Origin of the sequence: Jiangella asiatica (assembly GCF_004349065.1) — a bacterium.
In the GTDB taxonomy this organism is placed as follows: Bacteria; Actinomycetota; Actinomycetes; order Jiangellales; family Jiangellaceae; genus Jiangella; species Jiangella asiatica.
The window spans coordinates 250897-272159 of sequence record NZ_SMKZ01000002.1 but is presented as its reverse complement, the minus strand read 5'-3'; the positions used below and the strand labels follow the sequence as shown (position 1 = coordinate 272159).

At 70.1% G+C, this 21263-nt stretch carries 21 protein-coding genes and 2 tRNA genes; 11 read left to right on the top strand and 12 right to left on the bottom strand.

The annotated features are described in order from the left end of the window. The 5 genes from clpX to E1269_RS03115 form a co-directional block, all read right to left on the bottom strand. On the bottom strand, nucleotides 1–808 hold an 808-nt coding region (clpX, locus tag E1269_RS03135), incomplete at its 3' end, for an ATP-dependent Clp protease ATP-binding subunit ClpX (RefSeq protein ID WP_131891021.1). A gap of 285 nt (nucleotides 809–1093) precedes the next feature. Next, on the bottom strand, nucleotides 1094–1699 hold the full coding sequence (locus tag E1269_RS03130) for an ATP-dependent Clp protease proteolytic subunit (protein ID WP_131891019.1): 606 nt from the start codon (nucleotides 1697–1699) through the stop codon (nucleotides 1094–1096). A gap of 59 nt (nucleotides 1700–1758) precedes the next feature. Then, on the bottom strand, nucleotides 1759–2331 hold the full coding sequence (locus E1269_RS03125) for an ATP-dependent Clp protease proteolytic subunit (protein ID WP_162606206.1): 573 nt from the start codon (nucleotides 2329–2331) through the stop codon (nucleotides 1759–1761). Nucleotides 2332–2654: 323 nt separating this feature from the next. Then, nucleotides 2655–4127, bottom strand: coding sequence for a trigger factor (tig, locus tag E1269_RS03120; protein ID WP_131891016.1), 1473 nt, complete (start codon nucleotides 4125–4127; stop codon nucleotides 2655–2657). 77 nt (nucleotides 4128–4204) lie between these two features. Beyond that, nucleotides 4205–4280, bottom strand: a tRNA-Pro gene (locus tag E1269_RS03115). A gap of 65 nt (nucleotides 4281–4345) precedes the next feature. Between E1269_RS03115 and E1269_RS03110 the strand changes: the two genes are divergently transcribed. Next, nucleotides 4346–4419, top strand: a tRNA-Gly gene (locus E1269_RS03110). Nucleotides 4420–4433: 14 nt separating this feature from the next. Here the strand turns inward: E1269_RS03110 and E1269_RS03105 are convergent. Then, nucleotides 4434–4703, bottom strand: a complete 270-nt coding sequence (locus tag E1269_RS03105; protein ID WP_131891013.1) for a hypothetical protein — start codon at nucleotides 4701–4703, stop codon at nucleotides 4434–4436. Between the two features lie 272 nt (nucleotides 4704–4975). Between E1269_RS03105 and E1269_RS03100 the strand changes: the two genes are divergently transcribed. The 6 genes from E1269_RS03100 to E1269_RS03075 are packed head-to-tail and all read left to right on the top strand — an operon-like array spanning nucleotide 4976 to nucleotide 11085. Next, a complete protein-coding gene (locus tag E1269_RS03100) occupies nucleotides 4976–6028 on the top strand; it encodes a LacI family DNA-binding transcriptional regulator (RefSeq protein WP_131891010.1) in 1053 nt (350 codons plus the stop codon). Then, nucleotides 6025–6963, top strand: coding sequence for a ribokinase (locus E1269_RS03095; protein WP_131891007.1), 939 nt, complete (start codon nucleotides 6025–6027; stop codon nucleotides 6961–6963). Before E1269_RS03100 ends, E1269_RS03095 begins: the two co-directional genes overlap by 4 nt. A gap of 54 nt (nucleotides 6964–7017) precedes the next feature. Then, complete coding sequence (locus tag E1269_RS03090) at nucleotides 7018–8325, top strand: ABC transporter substrate-binding protein (RefSeq protein WP_131891004.1); 1308 nt, start codon at nucleotides 7018–7020, stop codon at nucleotides 8323–8325. Continuing rightward, a complete protein-coding gene (locus E1269_RS03085) occupies nucleotides 8322–9236 on the top strand; it encodes a carbohydrate ABC transporter permease (RefSeq protein WP_131891001.1) in 915 nt (304 codons plus the stop codon). The genes E1269_RS03090 and E1269_RS03085 overlap by 4 nt, the downstream gene beginning before the upstream one ends. 2 nt (nucleotides 9237–9238) lie before the next feature. After that, a complete protein-coding gene (locus E1269_RS03080) occupies nucleotides 9239–10090 on the top strand; it encodes a carbohydrate ABC transporter permease (RefSeq protein ID WP_131890998.1) in 852 nt (283 codons plus the stop codon). A 5-nt stretch (nucleotides 10091–10095) separates the two neighbouring features. Then, nucleotides 10096–11085: a nucleoside hydrolase gene (locus E1269_RS03075; protein WP_162606205.1), complete on the top strand. Its 990-nt coding sequence runs from the start codon at nucleotides 10096–10098 to the stop codon at nucleotides 11083–11085. A 42-nt stretch (nucleotides 11086–11127) separates the two neighbouring features. Here the strand turns inward: E1269_RS03075 and E1269_RS03070 are convergent, their stop codons facing one another. Next, nucleotides 11128–12207, bottom strand: coding sequence for a helix-turn-helix domain-containing protein (locus E1269_RS03070; protein ID WP_131890993.1), 1080 nt, complete (start codon nucleotides 12205–12207; stop codon nucleotides 11128–11130). A gap of 145 nt (nucleotides 12208–12352) precedes the next feature. On the opposite strand from E1269_RS03070, the gene E1269_RS03065 reads away from it, so the two are divergent. The 4 genes from E1269_RS03065 to E1269_RS03050 all read left to right on the top strand — a co-directional run bounded on the left by E1269_RS03065 (nucleotide 12353) and on the right by E1269_RS03050 (nucleotide 16005). Continuing rightward, nucleotides 12353–13774, top strand: coding sequence for an FAD/NAD(P)-binding protein (locus tag E1269_RS03065; RefSeq protein ID WP_131890990.1), 1422 nt, complete (start codon nucleotides 12353–12355; stop codon nucleotides 13772–13774). Nucleotides 13775–14237: 463 nt separating this feature from the next. Further along, entirely contained in the window at nucleotides 14238–15032 is a 795-nt protein-coding gene (locus E1269_RS03060) for an ArsR/SmtB family transcription factor (RefSeq protein WP_131890987.1), read from the top strand. Continuing rightward, on the top strand, nucleotides 15029–15463 hold the full coding sequence (locus tag E1269_RS03055) for a DUF3592 domain-containing protein (RefSeq protein ID WP_162606204.1): 435 nt from the start codon (nucleotides 15029–15031) through the stop codon (nucleotides 15461–15463). The genes E1269_RS03060 and E1269_RS03055 overlap by 4 nt, the downstream gene beginning before the upstream one ends. After that, a complete protein-coding gene (locus E1269_RS03050; protein ID WP_131890984.1) occupies nucleotides 15463–16005 on the top strand; it encodes a GNAT family N-acetyltransferase in 543 nt (180 codons plus the stop codon). The genes E1269_RS03055 and E1269_RS03050 overlap by 1 nt, the downstream gene beginning before the upstream one ends. A 68-nt stretch (nucleotides 16006–16073) precedes the next feature. Here the strand turns inward: E1269_RS03050 and E1269_RS03045 are convergent, their stop codons facing one another. The 5 genes from E1269_RS03045 to E1269_RS03025 all read right to left on the bottom strand — a co-directional run bounded on the left by E1269_RS03045 (nucleotide 16074) and on the right by E1269_RS03025 (nucleotide 21249). Beyond that, on the bottom strand, nucleotides 16074–17165 hold the full coding sequence (locus E1269_RS03045) for a phage baseplate protein (protein WP_131890981.1): 1092 nt from the start codon (nucleotides 17163–17165) through the stop codon (nucleotides 16074–16076). A 73-nt stretch (nucleotides 17166–17238) separates the two neighbouring features. Then, nucleotides 17239–17922, bottom strand: a complete 684-nt coding sequence (locus E1269_RS03040; RefSeq protein WP_131890979.1) for a glycerophosphodiester phosphodiesterase — start codon at nucleotides 17920–17922, stop codon at nucleotides 17239–17241. After that, nucleotides 17922–19349, bottom strand: a complete 1428-nt coding sequence (locus tag E1269_RS03035) for an ABC transporter substrate-binding protein (RefSeq protein ID WP_131890976.1) — start codon at nucleotides 19347–19349, stop codon at nucleotides 17922–17924. The genes E1269_RS03040 and E1269_RS03035 overlap by 1 nt, the downstream gene beginning before the upstream one ends. A 35-nt stretch (nucleotides 19350–19384) precedes the next feature. Continuing rightward, on the bottom strand, nucleotides 19385–20248 hold the full coding sequence (locus E1269_RS03030) for a carbohydrate ABC transporter permease (RefSeq protein ID WP_131890973.1): 864 nt from the start codon (nucleotides 20246–20248) through the stop codon (nucleotides 19385–19387). After that, a complete protein-coding gene (locus E1269_RS03025) occupies nucleotides 20245–21249 on the bottom strand; it encodes a carbohydrate ABC transporter permease (RefSeq protein WP_203432814.1) in 1005 nt (334 codons plus the stop codon). The genes E1269_RS03030 and E1269_RS03025 overlap by 4 nt, the downstream gene beginning before the upstream one ends. Between the last annotated feature and the right edge of the window lie 14 nt (nucleotides 21250–21263).

Sequence of the window (21263 nt, the reverse complement as noted above, 5' to 3'; positions counted from 1 at the left end):
TGCCCACCCGTTGCCCGATGATGTCATCCAACCCCGCGAACGCCCCACCCACGATGAACAACACGTTCGTCGTATCGATCTGGATGAACTCCTGATGCGGATGCTTCCGCCCACCCTGCGGCGGCACCGACGCCGTCGTCCCCTCCAAGATCTTCAACAACGCCTGCTGCACACCCTCACCAGACACATCCCGCGTGATCGACGGGTTCTCCGACTTCCGCGCGATCTTGTCCACCTCGTCGATGTAGATGATCCCCGTCTCGGCCTTCTTCACGTCATAGTCAGCCGCCTGGATCAACTTCAACAGGATGTTCTCCACATCCTCGCCGACATACCCCGCTTCGGTCAGCGCCGTGGCATCAGCGATGGCGAACGGCACATTCAACATCTTCGCCAACGTCTGCGCCAGATACGTCTTCCCACACCCCGTCGGCCCGATCAACAAGATGTTCGACTTCGACAGCTCGACCGCCTCGTCGCGGCCGTGCCCGCGGGCCGCACCAGACTGCCGCGCCCGCACCCGCTTGTAGTGGTTGTAGACGGCGACCGACAGCGCCTTCTTCGCCACGTCCTGACCGATCACGTACTCCTCGAGGAAGTCGTAGATCTCGCGCGGCTTCGGCAGCTCGGACAGCCCGCCGGTCTCCGCGGTCTCGCTGAGCTCTTCCTCGATGATCTCGTTGCACAGATCGATGCACTCGTCACAGATGTAGACCCCGGGGCCTGCGATGAGCTTCTTGACCTGTTTCTGGCTCTTGCCGCAGAACGAGCACTTGAGCAGGTGGTCAGCGTCGCCGATGCGTGCCACGCGGTACGTCCTTCCGTCTTCTGGTGCGATCTCGGCTGGTGGGCCGAGGATCCGCGGTGCGGGCCGGCGCGCTGCGGGCCCGCTCGCGAATCGACGTCGTGCGTATCGCCGGCCCTTGCGAGCCCTGCGTGCCTTCGACGGTACAACGTCGCGCCGACAAACGGGCACCCGCGGGCCGGTTCGTTCCCGGCGCGTCGCGGACCGGCGGACGCGAACTGCGGGAACGCGACGGCCACGGGCGCGGAACCCCGCCGCCCGTGGCCGTCGTGTGCATCGTCGTGGTCCCTAGCCGACCAGGCTGGCCTTGCGCGAGGCCGTGAAACTGTCGACGAGGCCGTAGTCGATGGCCTCCTGCGTGGTCAGGATCTTGTCGCGCTCGATGTCCTGACGCACCTGGTCGATGCTCTTGCCGGAGTGGTCGGAGAGCATCTTCTCCAGCAGCGCGCGCATCCGCAGGATCTCGTTGGCCTGGATCTCGATGTCGCTGGCCTGGCCGTAGGTGCCCTCGGTGTAGGGCTGGTGGATCAGGATGCGGGCGTTCGGGACCGCCAGCCGCTTGCCCGGCGCGCCGGCCGCCAGCAGCACGGCCGCCGCGGACGCCGCCTGGCCCATGCACACCGTCCGGACGTCCGGCTTGATGAACTGCATGGTGTCGTAGATGGTGGTCATGGCCGTGAACGAGCCGCCGGGCGAGTTGATGTAGATCTCGATGTCGCGGTCGGGCTCCATCGACTCCAGACAGATCAGCTGCGCCATGACGGCGTTGGCGACGTCGTCGGTGATGGGCGTGCCGAGGAAGATGATGCGCTCCTCGAACAGCTTCCCGTACGGATCGATACGCCGGTAGCCGTAGGAGGTGCGCTCCTCCCACTGCGGGATGTAGTAGTTCATCGCGGGGTCTCCTCTATCGGTGTTCGCTCGGTGTCGTTGGGACGGCGACGGCGTGCGCCTCAGGCCGTGCCGCCGCCCTGGGAGACCTGCGAGGCGCTCTCGACCACGTGGTCGACGAAGCCGTACTCGAGCGCCTCCTGCGGCGTGAAGTAGCGGTCGCGGTCGGAGTCGGCCTCGATGCGCTCCACCGACTGCCCGGTGTGGTGCGCGATCAGCTCTGCCATCTCCTTCTTGGTGCGCAGCATCGCCTCGGCCTGGATGCGGATGTCGCTGGCCGAGCCGCCCATGCCGCCGGACGGCTGGTGCATGAGGATGCGGGCGTGGGGCAGCGCGTACCGCTTACCGGGCGCGCCCGCCGTCAGTAGGAACTGGCCCATGGACGCCGCGAAGCCCATCGCCACCGTGACGACGTCGGGCTTGACGTACTGCATGGTGTCGTAGATGGCCATGCCGGCCGAGACCGAGCCACCAGGCGAGTTGATGTACAGGTTGATGTCGCGGCCGGGGTCCTCGGCCGCCAGGAGCAGCAGCTGCGCGCAGATGGCGTTCGCGTTCTCGTCGCGGACCTCCGAACCGAGGAAGATGATCCGCTCTCGCAGCAGCCGGCTGTAGACGTTGTCGTCCAGACCCATCGACGTACCAGGCGTCGGGGTGTGGGCCTGAATGAAGTGCGGGCCCGACGTCTCGGGGCGTGTGCTCACCGTGATCTCCTTGACTTGCTCGGACTGGTCGTCGAGACCGTTCGTTTCGTCGTTGGTGCCAACGACATTAACCAAGAAGGTCCCGCCGCCCATCCGCCGCATGGCCTGTGTTCGCTCACGGCGTGCGGCGCGGCGGACGGCGCCGTCGTGAGCTGGTCCGATGGGATGACAGAAATGGATCAGGTGACCGACGTGGCTGGGTTCGGCCACGATCGGTCACCTGATCCACTGGTTCGCTGCTCTGGCGCTGGGGCTCACGCCTTGGTGTCGTCGTCCCCGTTCTCGACGGCGTCGGCCTCGACCTTCGCGTCGGTGCTGCCGTCGGCGTCGGCACTGGCTTCGGCGCTCTGCTCCGCGCCGGCCTCGGCCGTCGTCTCGGCGTCGTCGATCTCGGCGAACTCGAAGGAGTCGCCGATCGGCGCCGCCGGTGCGCCGTCCTCGAGCTCGCCGGGCTCGGCGAGCGTACCGTCCTCACGCAGCCGGTTCAGCTCGACGACGTTCCCCGAGGCGTCGGTGACCTTGGACTTCTCGACGACGAGGGCCAGCGCCTTGCCACGGGCGACGTCGGCGACGACCGAGGGCAGGTTGCCCTGGTCGACCAGCTGCTGCGCGAGCTCGTTGGGGTCGACCCTCGAGGACATGGCCTGCTGGATGATGTACGAGCTCAGCTCGTCCTGCGAAACCTCGATGTTCTGGTCCTTGACGAGGTCGTCCAGCACGAACTGGGAGACCAGGCTGCGACGCAGCTGCTTCTCGAAGTCGCTGCGGTGCTCGTCGTCGCCGTGGCCGTCGGCGAAGTGGCTCTCGATCTGCGACTCCACCAGCTCCTCGGGCACCGGGACCTCGCCGGCCTTGTCCAGCAGAAGGTCGAGCACCTTGTCGCGGGCCGCCATCGCCTGGTCGATGCGCTTGCGGTTCAGCGCCTGCTCGCGAACGTCGTCGCGCAGCTCGTCCAGCGTGTCGAACTCGCTGGCCAGCTGGGCGAACTCGTCGTCCACCTCGGGCAGCTGCTGCTCCTTGACGGCGGTGACCGTGACCTCGCAGTCGACGTCCTCGCCGTCGTGGGTGCCGACCAGCGTCGTCTTGAACGTCGCCGACTCGCCGGCCGACAGCCCCGTCGCCGCCTCGTCCAGACCGTCGATCATGCCGCCCCGGCCGATCTGGTACGACACGCCGCTGGCCTGACCACCCTCGACCGGCTCGCCGTCCTTGGTGGCGTTGAGGTCGATCTGGACGAAGTCGCCGTCCGCGGCCGCCCGCTCCACCGTCACCAGCGTGCCGAAGCGGGCCCGCAGTGCGTCCAGCCGCTCGTTGATGTCGTCGTCGGTGACCTCGACGTCGTCGACCTGGACCTCGAGACCCTCCCACTCGGGCAGGGTGATCTTCGGCTTGACGGTGACCTCGGCGGTGAACTTGAGGTCCTCACCGTCACCGAACTGCGGCTGGTCGATGTCGGGCTGCGCCAGCGGCGTCAGCTCGTTCTCGCGAATGGCGTCGCGGTAGATCTGCGGGATGGCCTCGCTCACCGCCTCCTCCAGTACCACCGGGCGGCCGATCCGCTGGTCGATGACCATCGGCGGCACCTTGCCCTTGCGGAAGCCCGGCACCGTCACCTGGGCGGCGATCCGCTTGTACGCGGACTGGATGTTCGACTCAAGCTCGGCGAAGGGAACCTCGACCGCGAGCCGGACCCTAGTCGGGTTGAGGGTCTCGACGACGCTCTTCACGCTGACGTGTCTCCTGTGCTGGATGGTGTCGGGCACGTTCCGCGTAGCGAGCCGGTCTCGCTACGAGGAACGCGGGCTGGTCGGGGCGACAGGACTCGAACCTGCGATCTCCTGCTCCCAAAGCAGGCGCGCTAGCCACTACGCTACGCCCCGGGTGCCCGGACAAGTCTAGGCCAGGTGACAGGGTACTCTGGTCCACCGGGGCGAACGCCCCCAGTGCGGGTGTAGCTCAATGGCAGAGCCCCAGCCTTCCAAGCTGGTCATGCGGGTTCGATTCCCGTCACCCGCTCCACTGTTCACCGCGGTTCAGCGGCCATGTGAACGTCCTTCTCGTGGCGCGAGCACCTCAAGGGCATCGGCGATTGCGTGGTCGCGGTCCTTCGTGGCGTGCCGATAGATGAGCGCCCCTCGCGCCGGTTGTCCGAATGCGCGGGCGCGAGCGGCGATCAGCCGCCGATCATCGGGCGACTTCGCCTTCTTCTCCGCAGCGACGGCAACGAGGTATCGACTGCCGTCGTCCGAGGGCCGCCGTTGCCACTTGTGCCAGCCCAGGCGGCACAGCAGCGACATCACCATGCCCTGATTGTGGGCGATTCTCCGGAATCTGTCGACGACAACTGACAGCCGGCACCCGCCCGGCGGGTTGCGGCGACCTCTGTGGTGCTGTGGCGATTCGCGAACCAGTGGTCCGGACCTGGGCTCGATGAGTCCTGACCTGCGCGTCAACTGGAGTTGAGCTCGCCGCGAACCGGGACGAACTACCGCTGAGGAGGCGTTCACCTTGTCTACCGGCGGTTGATGTGTTTGGGTCGCCGTCACGCAATCAACCCGAGTTGATGGAGCGGACGATGGTGACGAGACGCGACGTCGCGCGCTTGGCCGGCACGTCGCCGGCGGTGGTGAGCTACGTCCTGAACGACGGGCCGCGAGGGGTGGCGCCGGCTACGCGCGAGCGCGTGCTGCACGCCGTCGACCAGCTCGGATACCGGCCGAACCGGATCGCGAGCTCGCTGCGCACGAACCGCACGATGACGCTCGGGCTCGTCGTGCCCGACAACACCAACCCGTACTTCGCCGAATTGGCGCGCGCGATTGAGGACGTCGCGTTCGCCGAGGGTTACACCCTGCTGCTCGGCAACGCGACCGACCGCGCGGAACGTGAGAACGCCTACATCCAAGCGTTCCTGGATCGCCGGGTCGACGGCATCCTGCTGATCCCGTCCCACGATTCGGTGGCCGCAGCGGCCGAGCTCGCCCGGACGGGCACACCGTGGGTGCTGATGGACCGGCTCCTCGACCTCGACGGTGTGCCGGCGGTCGTCCTGTCGGACAACCGGCAGGGCGGGCGGCTCGCCACGGAGCACCTCATCGGGCACGGCCGGCGCCGGATCGCCTGCATCTCCGGCCCGCGCGATGTACGCAACACGAGCGAGCGGGTCATGGGCTGGCGCGACGCGCTCGCCGCCACGCCGCTCGATCCGGACGCGGCACCGCTGCGCGAAGTCCCCTTCGATCGCTTCGCCGGTTACCGGGCCGCGCGTGACATCCTCACTCGCCACGACGAGATCGACGCCATCTTCGTCGCCAGCGACGAGCAGGCGCTGGGCGTGATGCGCGCGCTCGGTGAGCTGGGGCGCACCTGTCCACGCGACATCGCCCTGGTCTCGTTCGACGGCGTCGCGGCGTCGCTGCTGACGACTCCGACGCTGTCCACGATCCGTCAGCCCGTCGCTGCGCTCGCCCGGCACGCGGTCGCGCGGATTCTCACCCAGCGAGAAGAGGAGCCCGCGCCTGTGGAGACGATCGTGCTTCCCGTCGAGCTGGTGGCACGGGGGTCGTGCGGGTGCCCGGACGTGAGCGACGGCGTGGACTACCTCGACACGGAGCACGAACCGGCATGACGAGGACGCGAATCGCGGTGGTCGGGAGTGCCAACATCGATCTCGTCGTGGCGGTCGATCGCCTGCCAGAGGCCGGGGAGACCGTCCTGGGCGCCGATGTCGTCTACCGTTCTGGTGGCAAGGGCGCAAACCAGGCGGTCGCAGCGCTCAGGTACGGCGCCGAGACTTCTCTGTATGCCGCCATCGGTCGAGACACCTTCGGTACCCAACTGGCCAATGCCCTGGCCGACGAGGGCCTCGACGTCTACCTGCGACGCGACGACGATCGACCCAGCGGCGTAGCGCTGGTCGTCGTCGACGGCGCGGGAGCCAACACCATCACTGTCTCCGCCGGGGCGAACGACACCTTGTCGTCCGACGGCCTGGCGGATCTCGGTGCGGCGCTGCCCGAGACCGACGCGCTGCTCCTGCAGCTGGAGATCCCGCTGGAGACTGCCCTCGACGCCGCGCGCCGAGCCGTCGCCCACGGAGTCACCGTGACGCTGAACGCGTCGCCGCTGCCGTCGGAGATCACCGAGGCGCTGTGGGAGCTCGTCGCACTCACCGATGTGCTCATCGTGAACGAGACCGAGGCGCGCACGCTGCGGGCAGGCGGCTGGGACTGGGCGCAGCGAGCGCGCAGCCTGCTCGACCGCGGCCCGGACGTCGCTGTCATCACCCTCGGCGCGGAGGGAGCCGTCGCGGCAAAGCGCGATCAGGTCGTCACGCAACGCGGCATCCCCGTCGACGCGGTGGACACGACCGGCGCCGGCGACACGTTCTGCGGTGTCTTCGCCGCCGAGTTCAGCCGAGGCGGTGACCTGCGCAGAGCGATGGCCCACGCCTGCGCCGCCGGCGCCATCGCGACCACGCGCGTGGGCGCGCGCGAGGGGATGCCCTCGCGGACAGCCGTCGCGGCCGTCCTCACCTCGCCGGGGGCGCCGCATGCGCCGTGACGACGTCGAGACATCAGGCGCCGCCGCACGGACAGCCGACGAGAGGAGCGCTGCATGAGATGGGCACGAGCATCGGTCGCCACCGTCGTGGTGAGCGCCGTGGTCGCCCTTTCCGGATGCCAGACCGGCGACGGGGACGAGGTGACACTGACCTTTCTGAACCCCCACGCCGGCGCCTACGAACCGGTCGCCGAGGCGTTCGAGGAGGCGAATCCCGGTGTCCGCATCGAGCTCCAGAGCGTGCCGTTCGAGCAGATGGTCGAGCAGACCCAGGCACGGCTCAGCTCCGGTGACACGACCATCGACATCGTCTCGGTCGACCCACCCAGGCTGGCGAACATGGTGGAGCAGGGGTTCCTGACCGACGAGTCGGAGTTCCTCCCGAAGATGCGGGCCAATGTCACCGAGGTCGCCATCTCCTCGATCACCGTCGACGACCGGCAGTGGGCGTATCCGCTGTGGACCAGCGACAACTTCCTCTTCTTCAACCGCACGGTGCTCGAGCAGGCGGGCTTGCCGGCGCCGGGACCCACCTCCGCCGACCGCCTCACGTGGGAGCAGGTCCTGGAGATGGCACGCACACTCGTCGAGTCGGGTGCGGTGCGGTACGGGCTCGGCATGGACCAGGTCGACCGGTACTACGCTCTGCAGCCGCTGCTCGAATCCATGGGAGCAGGTCCCGGCCTCGAGGGCGACGAGAACCTCACGCCCGCGGTCGACACCCCGCAGTGGCTGGCCTTCGGCGAGTGGTACGGCGCCCTCTACGCCGACGCGATCGGCCCGCGTGGCGTGGACCCAGCTCAGATGGTCGACCTCTTCCGTTCGGGCCAGTCGGCATTCCTGGTCGGAGGAGCCTCGGCGATCGGCCGGATCGCTGACGGCGACTTCCCCGGTGAGTGGGGCATGGCGCCGCACCCGTACTTCGAGGGCGGACCGATCGTGACGCCCACCGACTCCTGGGCGATCGGCGTCAGCGCGACGAGCGAGCATCAGGACCTCGCTCGCGAATTCGTGCAGTTCGCGACGCTCGACCCTCGGGGCGCCGAACTGGCCTCCAGCGTCAACACCCTGCCGCCGGTCCAGACCGAGGCGTTCGACAGCTACGTCGACCACATCCGGCAACTAGCGCCCCAGCAGACCGTCGGGTTCGGCGACCTGTTCCTCGAGGACACCGCGGAACACTCCCGGCACCGGCCCACGAGCGTCGGATACGTGCAGTTCGAGAGCGAGATGAACACCGCATTCGGCGACATACGCAACGGCGCCGACGTCGAGCGGGTGCTCGCCGACGCCCAGTCGGCGCTCGAACTGCAGTTGGACCGACTGCGCGAACTCTCGCTCGACGCGGAGGAGAACGAATGACGACCACCACGACGGCGCGGCCCCGACACGACGCGCCGGCCCAGCGCGCACGGCGCGGCTCCACCGCCCGGCGGGAGACCTGGGGAAGCGCGGCGCTGCTGTTGCTCCCCGCCGTCGCGCTGCTGCTCGTACTGCGCATCATCCCGACGTTCGCAGCACTTTCCGAGGCGGTGCCGCTCGGATCCGAGCGGTCGCCCTGGTCGAACTTCGCCTACATCTTCTCCGACCCGTCATTCTGGAACGCGGTACGGGTGACGCTGATCTTCTCGATCATCGTCAACCCCCTCCAGATCGCCCTCGCACTCGCACTGGCCGTGTTGCTTACGAAGCGCATCCCCGCCGTCGGGCTCTGGCGCACGCTCATCCTGCTGCCCATCGCGGTACCCCAGGCCGTCTCGGCGATCATCTGGCTGGTGCTGCTGCGGCCCGACGGACCGCTGAACGGCATCGCGACCTCGCTCGGGCTGCCGACCGTGCCGTGGCTCACCGACCCGACGTGGGCACTCGCCTCGATCATCATCGTCTGCTCTTGGGTGGGCGTCGGGTACTGGATGACGTTCCTCGTCACCGGCATCAAGGAGATCCCCCTGTCGCTCTACGAGGCGTCGGCGCTCGACGGCGCCGGTAGCTGGCGGCAGTTCTGGAGCATCACACTGCCGGGCCTGCGGAGGCCGCTGCTGTTCGTGCTCGTCGCCGACACCGTCTCGAACTTCCTCGTGTTCGCACCGGTGCGGATCCTCACCCGCGGCGGCCCGCAGGGCGGTACCGACCTGCTCATGTACAACATCTCCGAACGCGCGTACACGCTCGGTGACACCCAAGCCGCGTCCGCCGCCACGCTCGTGCTCGTCCTGATCGTCGTGGCCGTTGTGACCGTCCAGTTCCGGCTGCTCCCCGGCAGAGAGGACTGATCATGGCCGACGCCCCCACCCGCCGCGAGGTCGCCTCCGGCCGCCGGGCCCTGCTGCTCGCGGTGCCCATCGCCGCCCTGTCGATGGCGCCGCTCGTCTGGGCGACGATCTCGTCACTACGCCCCGGCGAAGAGATCTTCCGCTATCTGTCGCCGTTCAGCTGGCGCACGGTGATCCCCGAGTCGGTCAGCCTCGACAACTTCGTATCGGTACTGCAGAGCTCCTTCGCGCCCGCGCTGATGAACTCGGTCATCGTCGCGTTCCTCAGCGTCACCCTCGGCCTGGTCGTCGCCGCGCTGGCGGGCTTCGCGCTCGCCGTGCTCCCGTTCCCGGGTCGAGGCGCCGTGTTCGCGTTCATGGTGGTGTGCTTCCTCGTGCCGTTCGAGGCGATCGCCATTCCGCTGTCATCGACGTTCCGCGACTTGGGTCTGGCGAACACCTATGCGGGTCTTGTGCTCCCAGCGCTCGGCAACGGTCTGTCGATCTTCCTGCTGCGTCAGTTCTTCATGGGTGTCCCGGCGTCGCTGGCCGAAGCCGGCCGGCTCGACGGCCTCTCGTGGACCGGCGTGTTCCGCCGCATCTACCTGCCGCTGTCCCGCGGCCCGCTGATCGGCGCGGGGCTCATCCTGTTCGTGTTCCAGTGGCAGTCGTTCCTGTGGCCGCTGCTCATCGCGCCGGCGCCGGGCGTTCGGGTCGCACCGGTCGCGATCGCGGACTTCGCCCAGGAGACCGGCGTCGACTACGGCCAGATGTTCGCCGCCGCGATCCTCACCGCCGCCATCCCCCTCATCCTGCTGCTGGCCTTCCAGCGGCACTTCACCGGATCCACCGCCAGCTCGGGAAGTAAGGAATGACCACCATGCCAACCAAGCGCCGCGTCATCCTCGACTGCGACCCGGGCAACGGCGTGCCCGTCACCGACGTCGACGACGGGCTCGCGCTCGGCCTGCTGATCGCGAGCGACGACATCGACCTCGAACTGGTTACGATCGTCTCGGGCAACACGCACCGCGACGTCGGCTATCGGGTCGCTCGGACGATGCTCGACGCCGTCGGCGCCGTCGTCCCCGTGCACCTCGGGGCCGTGACGGCACTGGTCGAGCCCGAAGAGCCGTGGGCGACACGGCGCATGGCGAAAGACCACGACGACTCCTCCGTCCAGCTGTGGGCCGACCTGCGGCCGCCGCGGGAGCACCCGCTGCCAGCCCGGGCCGACGCGGCCGCCGAGATCGCCGCACGCGTCGCGGCCGCCCCCGGTGAGATCACCATCGTCGCCGTCGGCCCTCTCACCAACGTCGCGCACGCCCTGGCGTTGCACCCCGGCCTGGCCGAGGACGTTGCCGAGATCATCGTCATGGGCGGCGCCTTCGACGTGCCGGGGTACCTGCAGGAACTGAACTTCGGCATCGACCCGGAGGCCGCACGGCAGGTGCTGACCTCCGGCGCGTCTGTGACGCTCGTGCCTCTCGACGTCACCATCACCACGGCGCTGCGACTGCCCGACGTCGATCGTCTCGCCGCCGCCGGCACCCCCGTCGCGGCCTACCTCGCCGAGACCACCGCACCGTGGATCCGCCACGTCGAGCGGTCACGGGAGCGCGAAGGCTGCCCCCTGCACGACCCGCTCGCTGCCGCACTGCTCCTCGACCGCGACCTCGTGCGTCTCGAGCGGTGCACCGTGGACGTGGAGCTGACGGGGCTCACCCGGTCGAGGCCGATCCGGTGGGACGCCGACCACTTGCGACTCGCCGCCGGGCTGGACGTGCCGGAGCACGCTCCGATCGACGTCGTGGTCGAGGCCGACAACGCCAGGCTCGTGGAGCTGCTGCTCGCCACCCTCGGAGCCTGATGCAATGCGCGACCAGCGCCTGAACGGCCGACGGCGACGGCGTCAGGTGCGGGCGCGCGGCCAGTAGTGCTCGACGAACAGGCGCGCGACGAGCTCGCCCCGGCTGGAGACGGCCGTCTTCTCGAAGATCGCCTTGAGGTGGTCGCGGACGGTGTGCGGTGAGATGACCAGCCGGGCGGCGATCTCCTCGGTGGGCAGGCCGCGCGCGACCTCCTGGGCGACTTGCAGCTCGCGCGGCGTCAGCTCGTAGGCCTCGGCGACGAGGACAGCCAGATCGGCAGCGGAGGCGGGCTCGATCACCAACGCGACTGGGCCGGGCCGTCCGGCCGGGCCGGTGAGGGCGGACGCGTGACAGACCAGCCACTGGCCCTGACCGGTGCGGATGCGGGTCCTGGCCCCGCTGCGGGAGCGGCCGCTGGCCACCGCGCGCGCCTGCAGAGCGGTTCCGACGATCCAGATCGGCAGCCGCACGCCGAGCGCGGACGGGACGGACGGGCCGGGCGGAAGGCTCGCCAGGTGCTGGCGTGCCTCGTCGTTGATCGACGTGGCCGAGCCGTCGTGGTCGAAGACGATCAGCCCGGGGCCGGGCGGGTCCGGCAGCGGCTCGGGGGACGACGGACGGGACAGGCGCCGAAGCCGGGCGGCCAGCGGTGCCGACAGCGAGGCGACGTGGTCGACGTCGTCCTGGCTGAACGGTGCGCGCCCGGTCGTCCGGAACAGGCTGACGACGGCCCAGGACCGGCCGCCCGCGCGCACCACGCCGCGCAGCTCGTCGTGGACGCCCTCCTTCTGCAGCAGCCGGCGGTACCGGGCGCTACGAGCGGGCAGGTCGTCGGTGACGGCCCGGAGTCCGGCCGCGGGAACGCGCGCGCGTGCCAGGTCGCGGAACGGGAGGACGTTCTCGTCCAGGAGCTCGCTCTCCCAGTACTCGGCGCAGCGCTCGCGATCGCCGAGGCCCTCCACCACCATGGGTGCGGTGACCAGTCCGGTCTCGGGGTCGGTCGCCGCCCACACCGCCGCGTCGTGCGGCACCGTGCGCCGCAGCCGCGCCGACACCCGGGCGAACATGCCGGCGGTGTCGCTCGCGCGATCGACGCCGGCCAAGACGTCCGCACGGCCCATGGAACGCTCCTCTTCTCCGACCGTGTCGGTCCAGCGTGCGTGGCCGGTCCCTTCGCGCCAACCCCTCAGCTGAGGGGGTCATTCCCGAGAGGTCACCCACGGCGGTGGGATCGAGGTGCGCCCAGGCGACGCCGAGGCTGACGGCATGGACATCGGAATCATCGGAGGCGGCTCGGCCGCCGTCGGACTGCTGGACGCGTTGGCCAGGGAGACGGGGACCCCCGGAGCGGTGACGGTTTTCGAGCCGTCCCAGGGGTTGTGGCGTGGGCTCCCGTACGCAGCGGACCTGGACTCGGTGCTGGTCAACTCCCCGCCAGCGATCATGTCGATCCGCCATGACGACTTCGACCACTACGCCTCGTGGCTTGGCGCACGCGGCACCGCGCATCTGGACCACCTGCTCGGCGCACCGCTCGTGCCCCGCGCCGTCTACGGCGAGTACCTGGAGCACACGGCCGAGAAAGCCATCGCGCAGCTGCGTGAGGACGGCTGGCGCGTGGACGTCGTCGCAGCGCCGGTGGAAGGGGCCGCGGCGACCGCCGGCCGGCTGGCGCTGCGGACCGGCGACGGCCGCGAGCACGTCGTCGACCAGGTCGCGCTCTGCGTCGGCGGCGGCACCCCACACGACCACTACGCGCTCGGCGACGCGCCCGGGTTCGTCGGCGCCCCATACCCGCTCGCGCGGGCCCTCGACGATGTGCCGCCCGACAGCGACGTCACCGTGATCGGCAGCGGCCTGACCGCCGTCGACGTCGTCGTCTCACTCGCCGCACGTGGCCACGCCGGGCGGATCAGCTTGCTGTCTCGGACCGGCATGCTCCCGCACGTGTGGCAGCGGCCGATCGCCCGCCGGCCGACACACGTCACCGTCGACGGGGTCAAGTCACTGCTGGCGCGCGACGGGGAGGTCACCGTCGACGGCCTCGCCGGGCTTCTGCGCGCGGAGCTGGCGGATGCAGGCGAGGACCTCGACGACCTGATCGCCGACCTGCGTGCCGCGGGTACCGACGAACCGGTGGCGCGACTGCGCCGCCAGATCGAGGCGATCGCCGACCCCCGGATCGCGCGGCGGGTCCTGCAGGTCGCCTCTCACACCGTGGCCCCGTACGCGTGGCGGTTGCTGCCGGAGCGGGAGCGTGCCCGGCTGCGCGCGGTGTCCCGGACCGCGATCAGCGTCGCCTCCCCCATGGTCCCGGTGAACGCCGTACGGCTGCTGGAGCTGTTCGATTCCGGCCAGCTCGAGCCGCGCGCGGGGGCCCGCGACATCGTGCGGCGCGACGGCCGGTTCACGGTCGTGGCCGACGACGGCGCGCGGCCCGCCGACGTCGTCGTCAACGCCGTGAACCCGCCCCCGGGGGCGGTCCCCCGCTCGGCGGCCAGGCTGGTGGACGCGCTGGTCGGCCTGGGCGTGGCCGCGCGGCAGCCGTCCGGAGGCATCGTCGCGGCGGACTCACGCCTGCACGTCGTCGGCGACCTGGCCGGAGGCGGCCCGTTCATCACCTCCAGCATCCCGGGCATCGCCGGACAGGGGGCTGCCACCGCGCGCGCCGTCCTGGCGGCCTCCTGAGCCGGGGCGCGCCCGGCGAGGCAAGTCATCGTCGTCCACGGGCGCTGCGGCGTGCGCGGCGGGTCGTGAGTCACCGCCGGGGGACCGTCCGCGGCATCGGGTGCCGGCGCAGGAACGGGCGGACGCCGTGCGGTGGTACATGACGGTTCGGAACTCGTCCTGGAGGGCGGTCGCCAGCGGCCATAGCTCGTCGGCCTTCAACGCGGTCTGCACCAGGACGACCGGCTCGCCGGCACCGTGATCGGAGACCGCCAGCTCGACGTCGTCGTCCACGCGCACCAGTCGCATCGGACCCACCCCCGGTCTCATCCTCCGCCTCTTTGCACTGGGCGTAGATACGCTCCACCGGCGCCCGTCCGCGGGCCACGACCACCGGTTGACACGCAGCCAATTAGCTGCCTATTATCGAACGATAAATGGCAGCCACACGGCTGCATATCCGAGAACCGAGGCACCCACCGCGATGGACGAGGTCTTCAAGGCACTGGCCGACCCGAGCCGCCGCGCCCTGCTGGACAGCCTGAACGCACGCAACGGGCAGACTCTGCGAGAGCTGTGCGCCGGGCTCGACATGGCCCGGCAGTCGGTCAGCAAGCACCTCGCCGTCCTCGAGGGGGCGCGCCTCGTCACCACCCAGAAGCACGGCCGCGAGAAGCACCACTACCTCGACGCCGAGCCCATCAACGCCATCGCCGACCGCTGGATCAGCCGCTACCACCGCGGACAGGCGCGGGTGCTGGCCGACCTCAAGACCGCATTGGAGTCCACCCCGATGACCGACACAACCGCGTTCGTCTACACGACCTACATCAGAACCACCCCGGAGAAGCTCTGGCAGGCGCTGACCGACCCGGCCTTCACCAGCCGCTACTGGGGCGTCCGCTTCGAGACCGACTGGACCCGCGGCGCGCCGATGACCTGGCACGACAGCGGCGTCGTCATCACCGACCCCGACCAGGTGGTGCTGGAGGCCGACCCGTACACGCGCCTCTCCTACACCTGGCACACGTTCACCCCGGAGTTCGCCGCCGCGCACGAGCTCGACCCCGCGGACGTCGAGGAGTTCGCCCGGGAGCAACGCTCCAAGGTCACCTTCGCCATCGAGCCGCACGGCGACGCCGTCAAGCTCACCGTGACCCACGACGAATTCCCGCGCGGAAGCGCCCTGCTGCCGAACGTCAGCGCGGGCTGGCCGGAGCTCATCGCCAGCCTGAAGACGCTGCTGGAGACCGGCGAGCCCCTTCCCACCCCCGCGTGACGCCCCGTCGGCGCCTCGTCGTGGGCTACGTGCTGACCGGCATCGCGGTCGCGCTCGCCCTTGCCGCCCTGGCCGTCGACCGCATTGCCCGGGACGACGGCACCGACCGCACCGCGCGCGCCGACGGCGTCGTCGTCGCCGTAGAGCGGGACGACTGGCGCTCATGGTGTCGCGTCGTCGAGTTCACCGTCGACGGCGAACGGCGCGAGGTTCGCGACGACGTGTGCACGGACGACGGGACGAACGTGGGCGACGCGGTCACCGTCCGGTACGACCCCCGCGACCCGCGCGACGCCGCCGTCGAGGACTGGTGGGCACGCTGGGGCGCCGTGACGACTCTCGCGGTCCTCGCCGCGACCACCGGCGGTGTCGGCGTTCTCACCATCGCGCTTGTCCGCCGCGGCGGCGGCGAGGATGATGTGCCGCGATGATGAGCCAAGCGATCACCGCGGCCCGCCAGGTCCGCATCCTCCAGCTCGGCGCCGGCGCGCTGCGTGCCCTGGCCGACGGCGACCTCGTCGCGGCCAACCTGCACTCCCCCGTCGCCCTGACACCGTACTTCGCCGGGCCGCACTGGAGCAGCGTGTGGCGCATGCGCAGCGAGCAGGTGGTGTCCGACCCCGCCAGCGCCGACTGGATCACCGGCGTCGTGTGGTGCGAGGAGCTGGCGGTCGCCGTCGGGCGCGCCGGCTTCCACGGTCCGCCCGACGGCGCCGGCATGGTCGAGGTCGGCTACGCGATCGACCCGGCCCACCGGCGACGCGGCTACGCGCGGGCCGCGCTGGAGCTGATGCTCGGTCGCGCCGCCCACGACCCGCGGGTGCGAACCGTCCGGGCATCGATCGGCCCGGCCAACCTCGCGTCTCGCAACCTCGTGCTGCAGTACGGCTTCGTCGAGGTCGGCGAGCAGCGGGACGACGATGACGGCCTGGAGGTCGTCTATGAGGTCTCCAGCGCCACCTTCCGCGCCTGAAGGAAAGCCACCGCCGTCCGCCCCCGGTGGTCACCGACACCCACCACCCGATGATCACGGGAGCGCGGTCAGGGCAGCTCCTTGTAGAGGACCGTGCAGAGGCGGTCGTCGTCGGGGTTCGCCGTCACACTCGTGCCGAACGCGAACCCCAGGCGCGCGCTGTCGCGTTGGCCCGGCCGGGCCAGCCAGACGCCGAGGCCCTCGGGCTCGCGGCGGTGCAAGTCGTGGCCGTCGACGGTACGCACCCGCTGCTCGACCTCACCGGTGAGCCAGTCGACCCGGGTCAGGTGGGCGTTGCCCTGGCCCTCCGGCGGGTTCGTCGAGCTGTAGATTCGGCCGTCGAACAGGTAGAGGTACCGCCCGTACGTCGCATAGCCCTGGAACACCGGGCCGCCGCTGAGCACGGCCGGCTGCGGCACGTCGGCCAGCGGCGTGTAGCTGGACCGCTGCTTGCTCACCTCGTCGACGGAGAACAGCGCGTACCGGAACGCCCCGTCGCGGCGGTACCGCATCACCAGCGTCCGGTAGGCGGGGTCGACGTTGCAGGTGGTGCGGTCCACGCCCGGCAGCAGCTCGCGACGTTGCAGGTCCGGCGTGCGCTCGGCGTCGATGACGGTGCCGTCGGCGAACGGGAACCGCAGCAGCCGCGTGCCCCAGCCGCTGGTGCCCTCGGTGACCGCGTCGACCTCGGTCCACAGGTGCACCGAGCGTCCGGTGCGCTCGACGCCGATGGCGACGCCGTGCCCGAACCGCTGGAGGTACATGTGGCCCAGCAGGTTGCCGGCCAGGTCGAGCTTGGACATGGTGAGGTCGCCGCGGGCGGCCCGCCGGGCGTACTCCTCGTCGCCGGGCTCGTCGCCGGGCAGGACCGTGCCGCCCTGGGTGATCTGTACGACGTACAGGTGACCGCCAGCGCTGTCGACGGCGAACGACTGCATGATGGTGCGCTGGTCGTGCAGTCCGGTGTTGACGACGAGCTCCTCGTACGGTGCCGCCAGGTCGAACGACGGCGACCGTCCCGGCAGCCCGCTCCGCCCGGCCGGTGCGACGGGCACCGAACCCGCCACGACCGGCGCGGCCACCGCTCCGACGGCCACCGACGCCGCGACCGCCCCACCCGCGCGCAACACCCCGCGTCGGGTCACGAACCGATCAGCCATGCCTGCCTCCTCGTGAGGTTGGCCCATGATCATCAACGGTTGGCGACGTCAGGGCGTCGCCAACCGTTGATGATCATGGGAAGAGCAGCTGTGCCATCCGTCCCGGGTGGTCGGTGGTGAAGCCGTCGACGCCGAGAGCCAGCGCGTCCTGGAGCTGCTCGGCCGTCTCGACGGGCCAGACACTGACCTCCAGGTCCCGCTCATGTGCCGCCGCGACCAGGTCCTTCGTCATACCCGACCAGCCGAACAGCACCCGCGACGCGCCGAGCTCGACCGCCCGCTCCACCAGCGCGGCCGAGCCCGTCTTCGAGATCAGGCCGACCGGCGCGGACGGGAACCGCACGGCCAGCTCGGCGACCACGTCCTGGTCGAAGCAGCACGGCGAGATCCGGTCCAGCTCCGCCGGACGCTCGGCCAGTAGCCGCGCCAGCGGCCCGATCGCCTCCGGCGCCTTGATCTCCACCTGGAGCCTCGCCTCGGTGCCGTCGAGCACCTCCTCGAACGACGGCACCGGCTCACCGCCGCCGGCGTCCAGCGCCCGGAGCTCGTCCCAGGTCAGTGCCGACACCGCGCCCGAGCCGGAGGTCGTGCGGTCCACGGTCGCGTCGTGCATGACGACGAGCCGGCCGTCCGCGGACAGCCGCAGGTCCAGCTCCAGCTCGTCGGCGCCTTGGGCGACGGCGAGCCGGAACGCCGCCATGGTGTTCTCCGGCAGCTCCGCCGCGGCTCCGCGGTGGGCGCAGTTGGCGATGCCCATCAGCCGAAGTACTCCTCGTACGCGGGCTTGATGTCCTCCGCACCCTGCCGCAGCTGCTCGGCGACCTCGTCGAACACACCCTGGACGTCCTCGCCGCCGTCGCTGTAGATGCGCTGCAGTCCGGCGATGATCAGGCTGGTGCCGTTGGGCAGGTAGGAGCGGATCGCGTCGCTGGCCTTCGCCTCGGGCAGCTGCTCGACGGCGACGTTGAAGTTGGGGTCGTCGGCCAGCGTCCGCGCCAGCTCCGGCACCTCCATCGACGCCTTGACGATCGGCAGGTACCCGGTGGCGAGCGTCCACTCCGCGGCGTTCTCCGGCTGGCCGAGGAACTTGAGCACCTCGAACGCGGCGTCCTTGCGCTCCTGGGTGGCGCCTTTGAGCAGCGAGAAGCCCATGCCGCCGGTGGGAACCCCGCTGGCGACTTCGCGCGGCAGGAACGCCGTGCCGACCTCGAACTGGGCGGCCTCGTAGATGCCGCGCAGGCCGCCGGTGGACGTGATGGTGGTGGCGACGACGCCGGTGCCGAAGTCGGTGCCGGCGCTCTGGGCCAGGTAGCCGTAGCCGTCGTCGAAGATGTAGCTCTGGTGCCAGGCGCCCGCGTCCACGGCTCCGCCGCTGTCGATGGTGACGTCCAGGCCCTCGGAGAGCGTCCCGCCGAACTGCCAGGTCGCGGCCATGAACTGCCAGTCGTCGTCGCCGGTGAACGCGTGTGCCTTCAGCGGCTGACCCTGCACGGTGAGCCGGGTGATCTCCGCGGACCACTCGCGCAGCTCCGTCCACGTCTCCGGGCCTCGGTCGGGCAGTCCGACCTGCGCGAACACGTCCTTGTTGTAGTAGAACAGGGGCGTGCTGCGGCCGAAGGAGAGCCAGTACAGCTCGTCGCCGACCAGCCCTTCGTCGTAGAGCGCCTCGATGTAGTTGTCGCGGTTGAACTCGTCGTCGAAGTAGCCGCCCAGGGGTTCGAGCGCGTCGTTCAGCAGGAACCGGCCCCAGAACGTGTCGGCCAGCATCATGATGTCCGGCACCGCACCGGCGCGCAGCGCGGCGGTCAGCTTGGGTGCGGACTCGTGGTACGGGCCCTGGAACTGGGCCTCGGCGTAGATGTCCTCCTGCGACTGGTTGAACTTCTCGAGCAGCGCGGCCAGCGCCTCACCGTTGACACCGCCCATGGCGCTCCACATGACGACGTTGGTGCGCCCGGCGTACTGCTCCGGCGGGCTGACGTCGACCTGCCCGAGGTTGCCGCCCTCACTGCCGCCGCTTTCGCCGTCGCCTCCGGAGCCGGTGCCGGAGTCGTCGGTGACGCCGCCGGCGCAGGCACCGAGCAGGGGCGCGGCGACGCCGGCGGCCGCGGCCAGGCTGAGGAAGTCACGGCGGCTGGGCCGGGACGAGTCGCGGCGGCGGATGAGTGCGGGGGTGGGTCGCATGATCGTGTGGTCCTTTCGTGCCAGGGGGCGCGGGGTCAGCCCTTGACGGCCCCGCCGGTCAGCCCGCGGGCGATCTGCCGCTGGGCGAAGAGGAAGAGGACGAGCATCGGGAGGCCGACCATCACCGTGCCGGCCATGATCGCTCCCCAGTTCGCGTAGCCCTCGGTGGTGCGCAGGTAGAGCAGACCGATCGGCAGCGTGCGCATCTCGACGGTGTTGGTGACGATCAGCGGCCAGATGAAGTCGTTCCACATGTCGACGACGGCGATGATGCCGACGGTGACCAGCATCGGCCTGCACATCGGCAGCACGACCTGCCACATGATCCGCAGATGTCCGGCGCCGTCCACCCTGGCCGCCTCGATGACGTCGCCGGGCAGCGTCATCATGTACTGGCGCAGCAGGAACATGCCGAACACCGAGCCGGCGCTGGGCAGGATCAGCCCGGTGTAGGTGTTGACCCAGCCGAGGTTCGACACCGTGATGTAGTTGACGATCAGCGTGACGTTGTTCGGTACCATCAGCGCGCCGAGCATCACGAGGAAGATCAGGTTCTTGAACGGGAAGCGCAGGAACACGAACGCGTAGGCCGTCAGCGTCGCGTTGACCAGTTTGATCGCCGCGCCGCCGGCGGTGACGATCAGCGAGTTCAGGAAGAAGTCGCCGAACGGCGCCGCCCGCCAGGCCTCGGCGAAGTTCTCGACGTGCCAGCCGGGCAACCAGCGTGGCGGGTACTGGTAGATGTCGCCGGGTTCCTTGAGGGCGGACGAGAACAGCCAGTAGAGCGGGCCGATGAACAGCAGTCCGACGGCCACCAGGCCGGCATAGAGCAGCACGCGCTGCACGCTGGTGCTGGTTCCCTGGCGCCTCTCCGGCGACGCCTGCCGATCCACGCTCATCGGTAGTGCACCTTGCGCTGGACGAACTTGGTCTGCAGGCCGGTGACGACCAGCAGGATCACGAAGAGCAGCATCGCGCCGGCCGCGGCGTTGCCGGCGTCGGAGGCCTGGAAGCCCTGCTGGTAGATGAACCACGAGAGGGTGGTGGTCGCACTGCCCGGGCCGCCGCCGGTGAGCACCGCGATCATGTCGTAGGCCTGGAACGTCCCGATGATCGAGACGACCATGACGAAGAACGTCACCGGCGACAGCAGCGGCAGTGTGATGCGCCGGAAGATCGTCCAGGAGCCGGCGCCGTCGAGCCGGGCGGCCTCGTACAGCTCCTCCGGCAGGTTCTGCAGCCCCGCGAGGTAGACGATGGCGATGAACCCGATGCCTTTCCACAGGTACGCGATGATCAGCGCGACCATCGCCCAGTCGGCGTCGTTGACCCAGCGCGGCGACTCCATGCCGAACGGGTCGAACACCACCCTGGTCAGCCCGTAGGCGGGATCGAACATGAACAGCCAGAGGGTGGCGACGGCGGCGCCGCTGACGATGTGTGGTGCGAACGCGGCGGTCCGCACGATGCCCCGGCCGCGCAGCTTCTGGTTGAACAGCACCGCGAGGGCGAGGCCGATCACCGCGCTGCCGATGACGATGGCGGCGGTGAACACCAGCGTGTTCAGCAGGACCTCATGGAACCCGGGGCTGGTGAGCAGGTTCTCGTAGTTCTGCAGGCCCACGAACCGCGGGACACCGGAGATCATGTTCCAGCGGGTGAGGCTCAGCCAGGCGTTGTAGATCACCGGCCAGTAGTCGAACGTGCCGATGATCGCCAGGTTGGGCGCGACCAGCACCAGGAAGAGCAGGTATTCCTTGCGGTTGCGGCGCCAGTTGTGGCTGCGCCGCCGGGGTACCGGGCGACGCGCCGGTCCGCCGCGGCCCGCGCCGCGGCCACCGTCCCGCGCGGCCGCCGGCTCTGGCGGCCGGACGACCGTGGAGTCTGTCTGAGATGCCACGCGAACGCCTCCCG

Excerpts from the sequence above, each read along its gene's own strand:
- E1269_RS03030 (WP_131890973.1), bottom strand. The coding sequence starts at position 20,248 with ATGAGCGTGGATCGGCAGGCGTCGCCGGAGAGGCGCCAGGGAACCAGC.
- E1269_RS03125 (WP_162606206.1), bottom strand. The coding sequence starts at position 2,331 with ATGGGTCTGGACGACAACGTCTACAGCCGGCTGCTGCGAGAGCGGATC.
- E1269_RS03060 (WP_131890987.1), top strand. The coding sequence starts at position 14,238 with ATGGACGAGGTCTTCAAGGCACTGGCCGACCCGAGCCGCCGCGCCCTG.
- E1269_RS03090 (WP_131891004.1), top strand. The coding sequence starts at position 7,018 with ATGAGATGGGCACGAGCATCGGTCGCCACCGTCGTGGTGAGCGCCGTG.
- E1269_RS03050 (WP_131890984.1), top strand. The coding sequence starts at position 15,463 with ATGAGCCAAGCGATCACCGCGGCCCGCCAGGTCCGCATCCTCCAGCTC.
- E1269_RS03095 (WP_131891007.1), top strand. The coding sequence starts at position 6,025 with ATGACGAGGACGCGAATCGCGGTGGTCGGGAGTGCCAACATCGATCTC.
- E1269_RS03070 (WP_131890993.1), bottom strand. The coding sequence starts at position 12,207 with ATGGGCCGTGCGGACGTCTTGGCCGGCGTCGATCGCGCGAGCGACACC.
- E1269_RS03040 (WP_131890979.1), bottom strand. The coding sequence starts at position 17,922 with ATGGGCATCGCCAACTGCGCCCACCGCGGAGCCGCGGCGGAGCTGCCG.
- E1269_RS03100 (WP_131891010.1), top strand. The coding sequence starts at position 4,976 with ATGGTGACGAGACGCGACGTCGCGCGCTTGGCCGGCACGTCGCCGGCG.
- E1269_RS03065 (WP_131890990.1), top strand. The coding sequence starts at position 12,353 with ATGGACATCGGAATCATCGGAGGCGGCTCGGCCGCCGTCGGACTGCTG.
- E1269_RS03085 (WP_131891001.1), top strand. The coding sequence starts at position 8,322 with ATGACGACCACCACGACGGCGCGGCCCCGACACGACGCGCCGGCCCAG.
- E1269_RS03130 (WP_131891019.1), bottom strand. The coding sequence starts at position 1,699 with ATGAACTACTACATCCCGCAGTGGGAGGAGCGCACCTCCTACGGCTAC.
- E1269_RS03105 (WP_131891013.1), bottom strand. The coding sequence starts at position 4,703 with ATGGTGATGTCGCTGCTGTGCCGCCTGGGCTGGCACAAGTGGCAACGG.
- E1269_RS03080 (WP_131890998.1), top strand. The coding sequence starts at position 9,239 with ATGGCCGACGCCCCCACCCGCCGCGAGGTCGCCTCCGGCCGCCGGGCC.
- E1269_RS03045 (WP_131890981.1), bottom strand. The coding sequence starts at position 17,165 with ATGGCTGATCGGTTCGTGACCCGACGCGGGGTGTTGCGCGCGGGTGGG.
- E1269_RS03035 (WP_131890976.1), bottom strand. The coding sequence starts at position 19,349 with ATGCGACCCACCCCCGCACTCATCCGCCGCCGCGACTCGTCCCGGCCC.
- E1269_RS03075 (WP_162606205.1), top strand. The coding sequence starts at position 10,096 with ATGCCAACCAAGCGCCGCGTCATCCTCGACTGCGACCCGGGCAACGGC.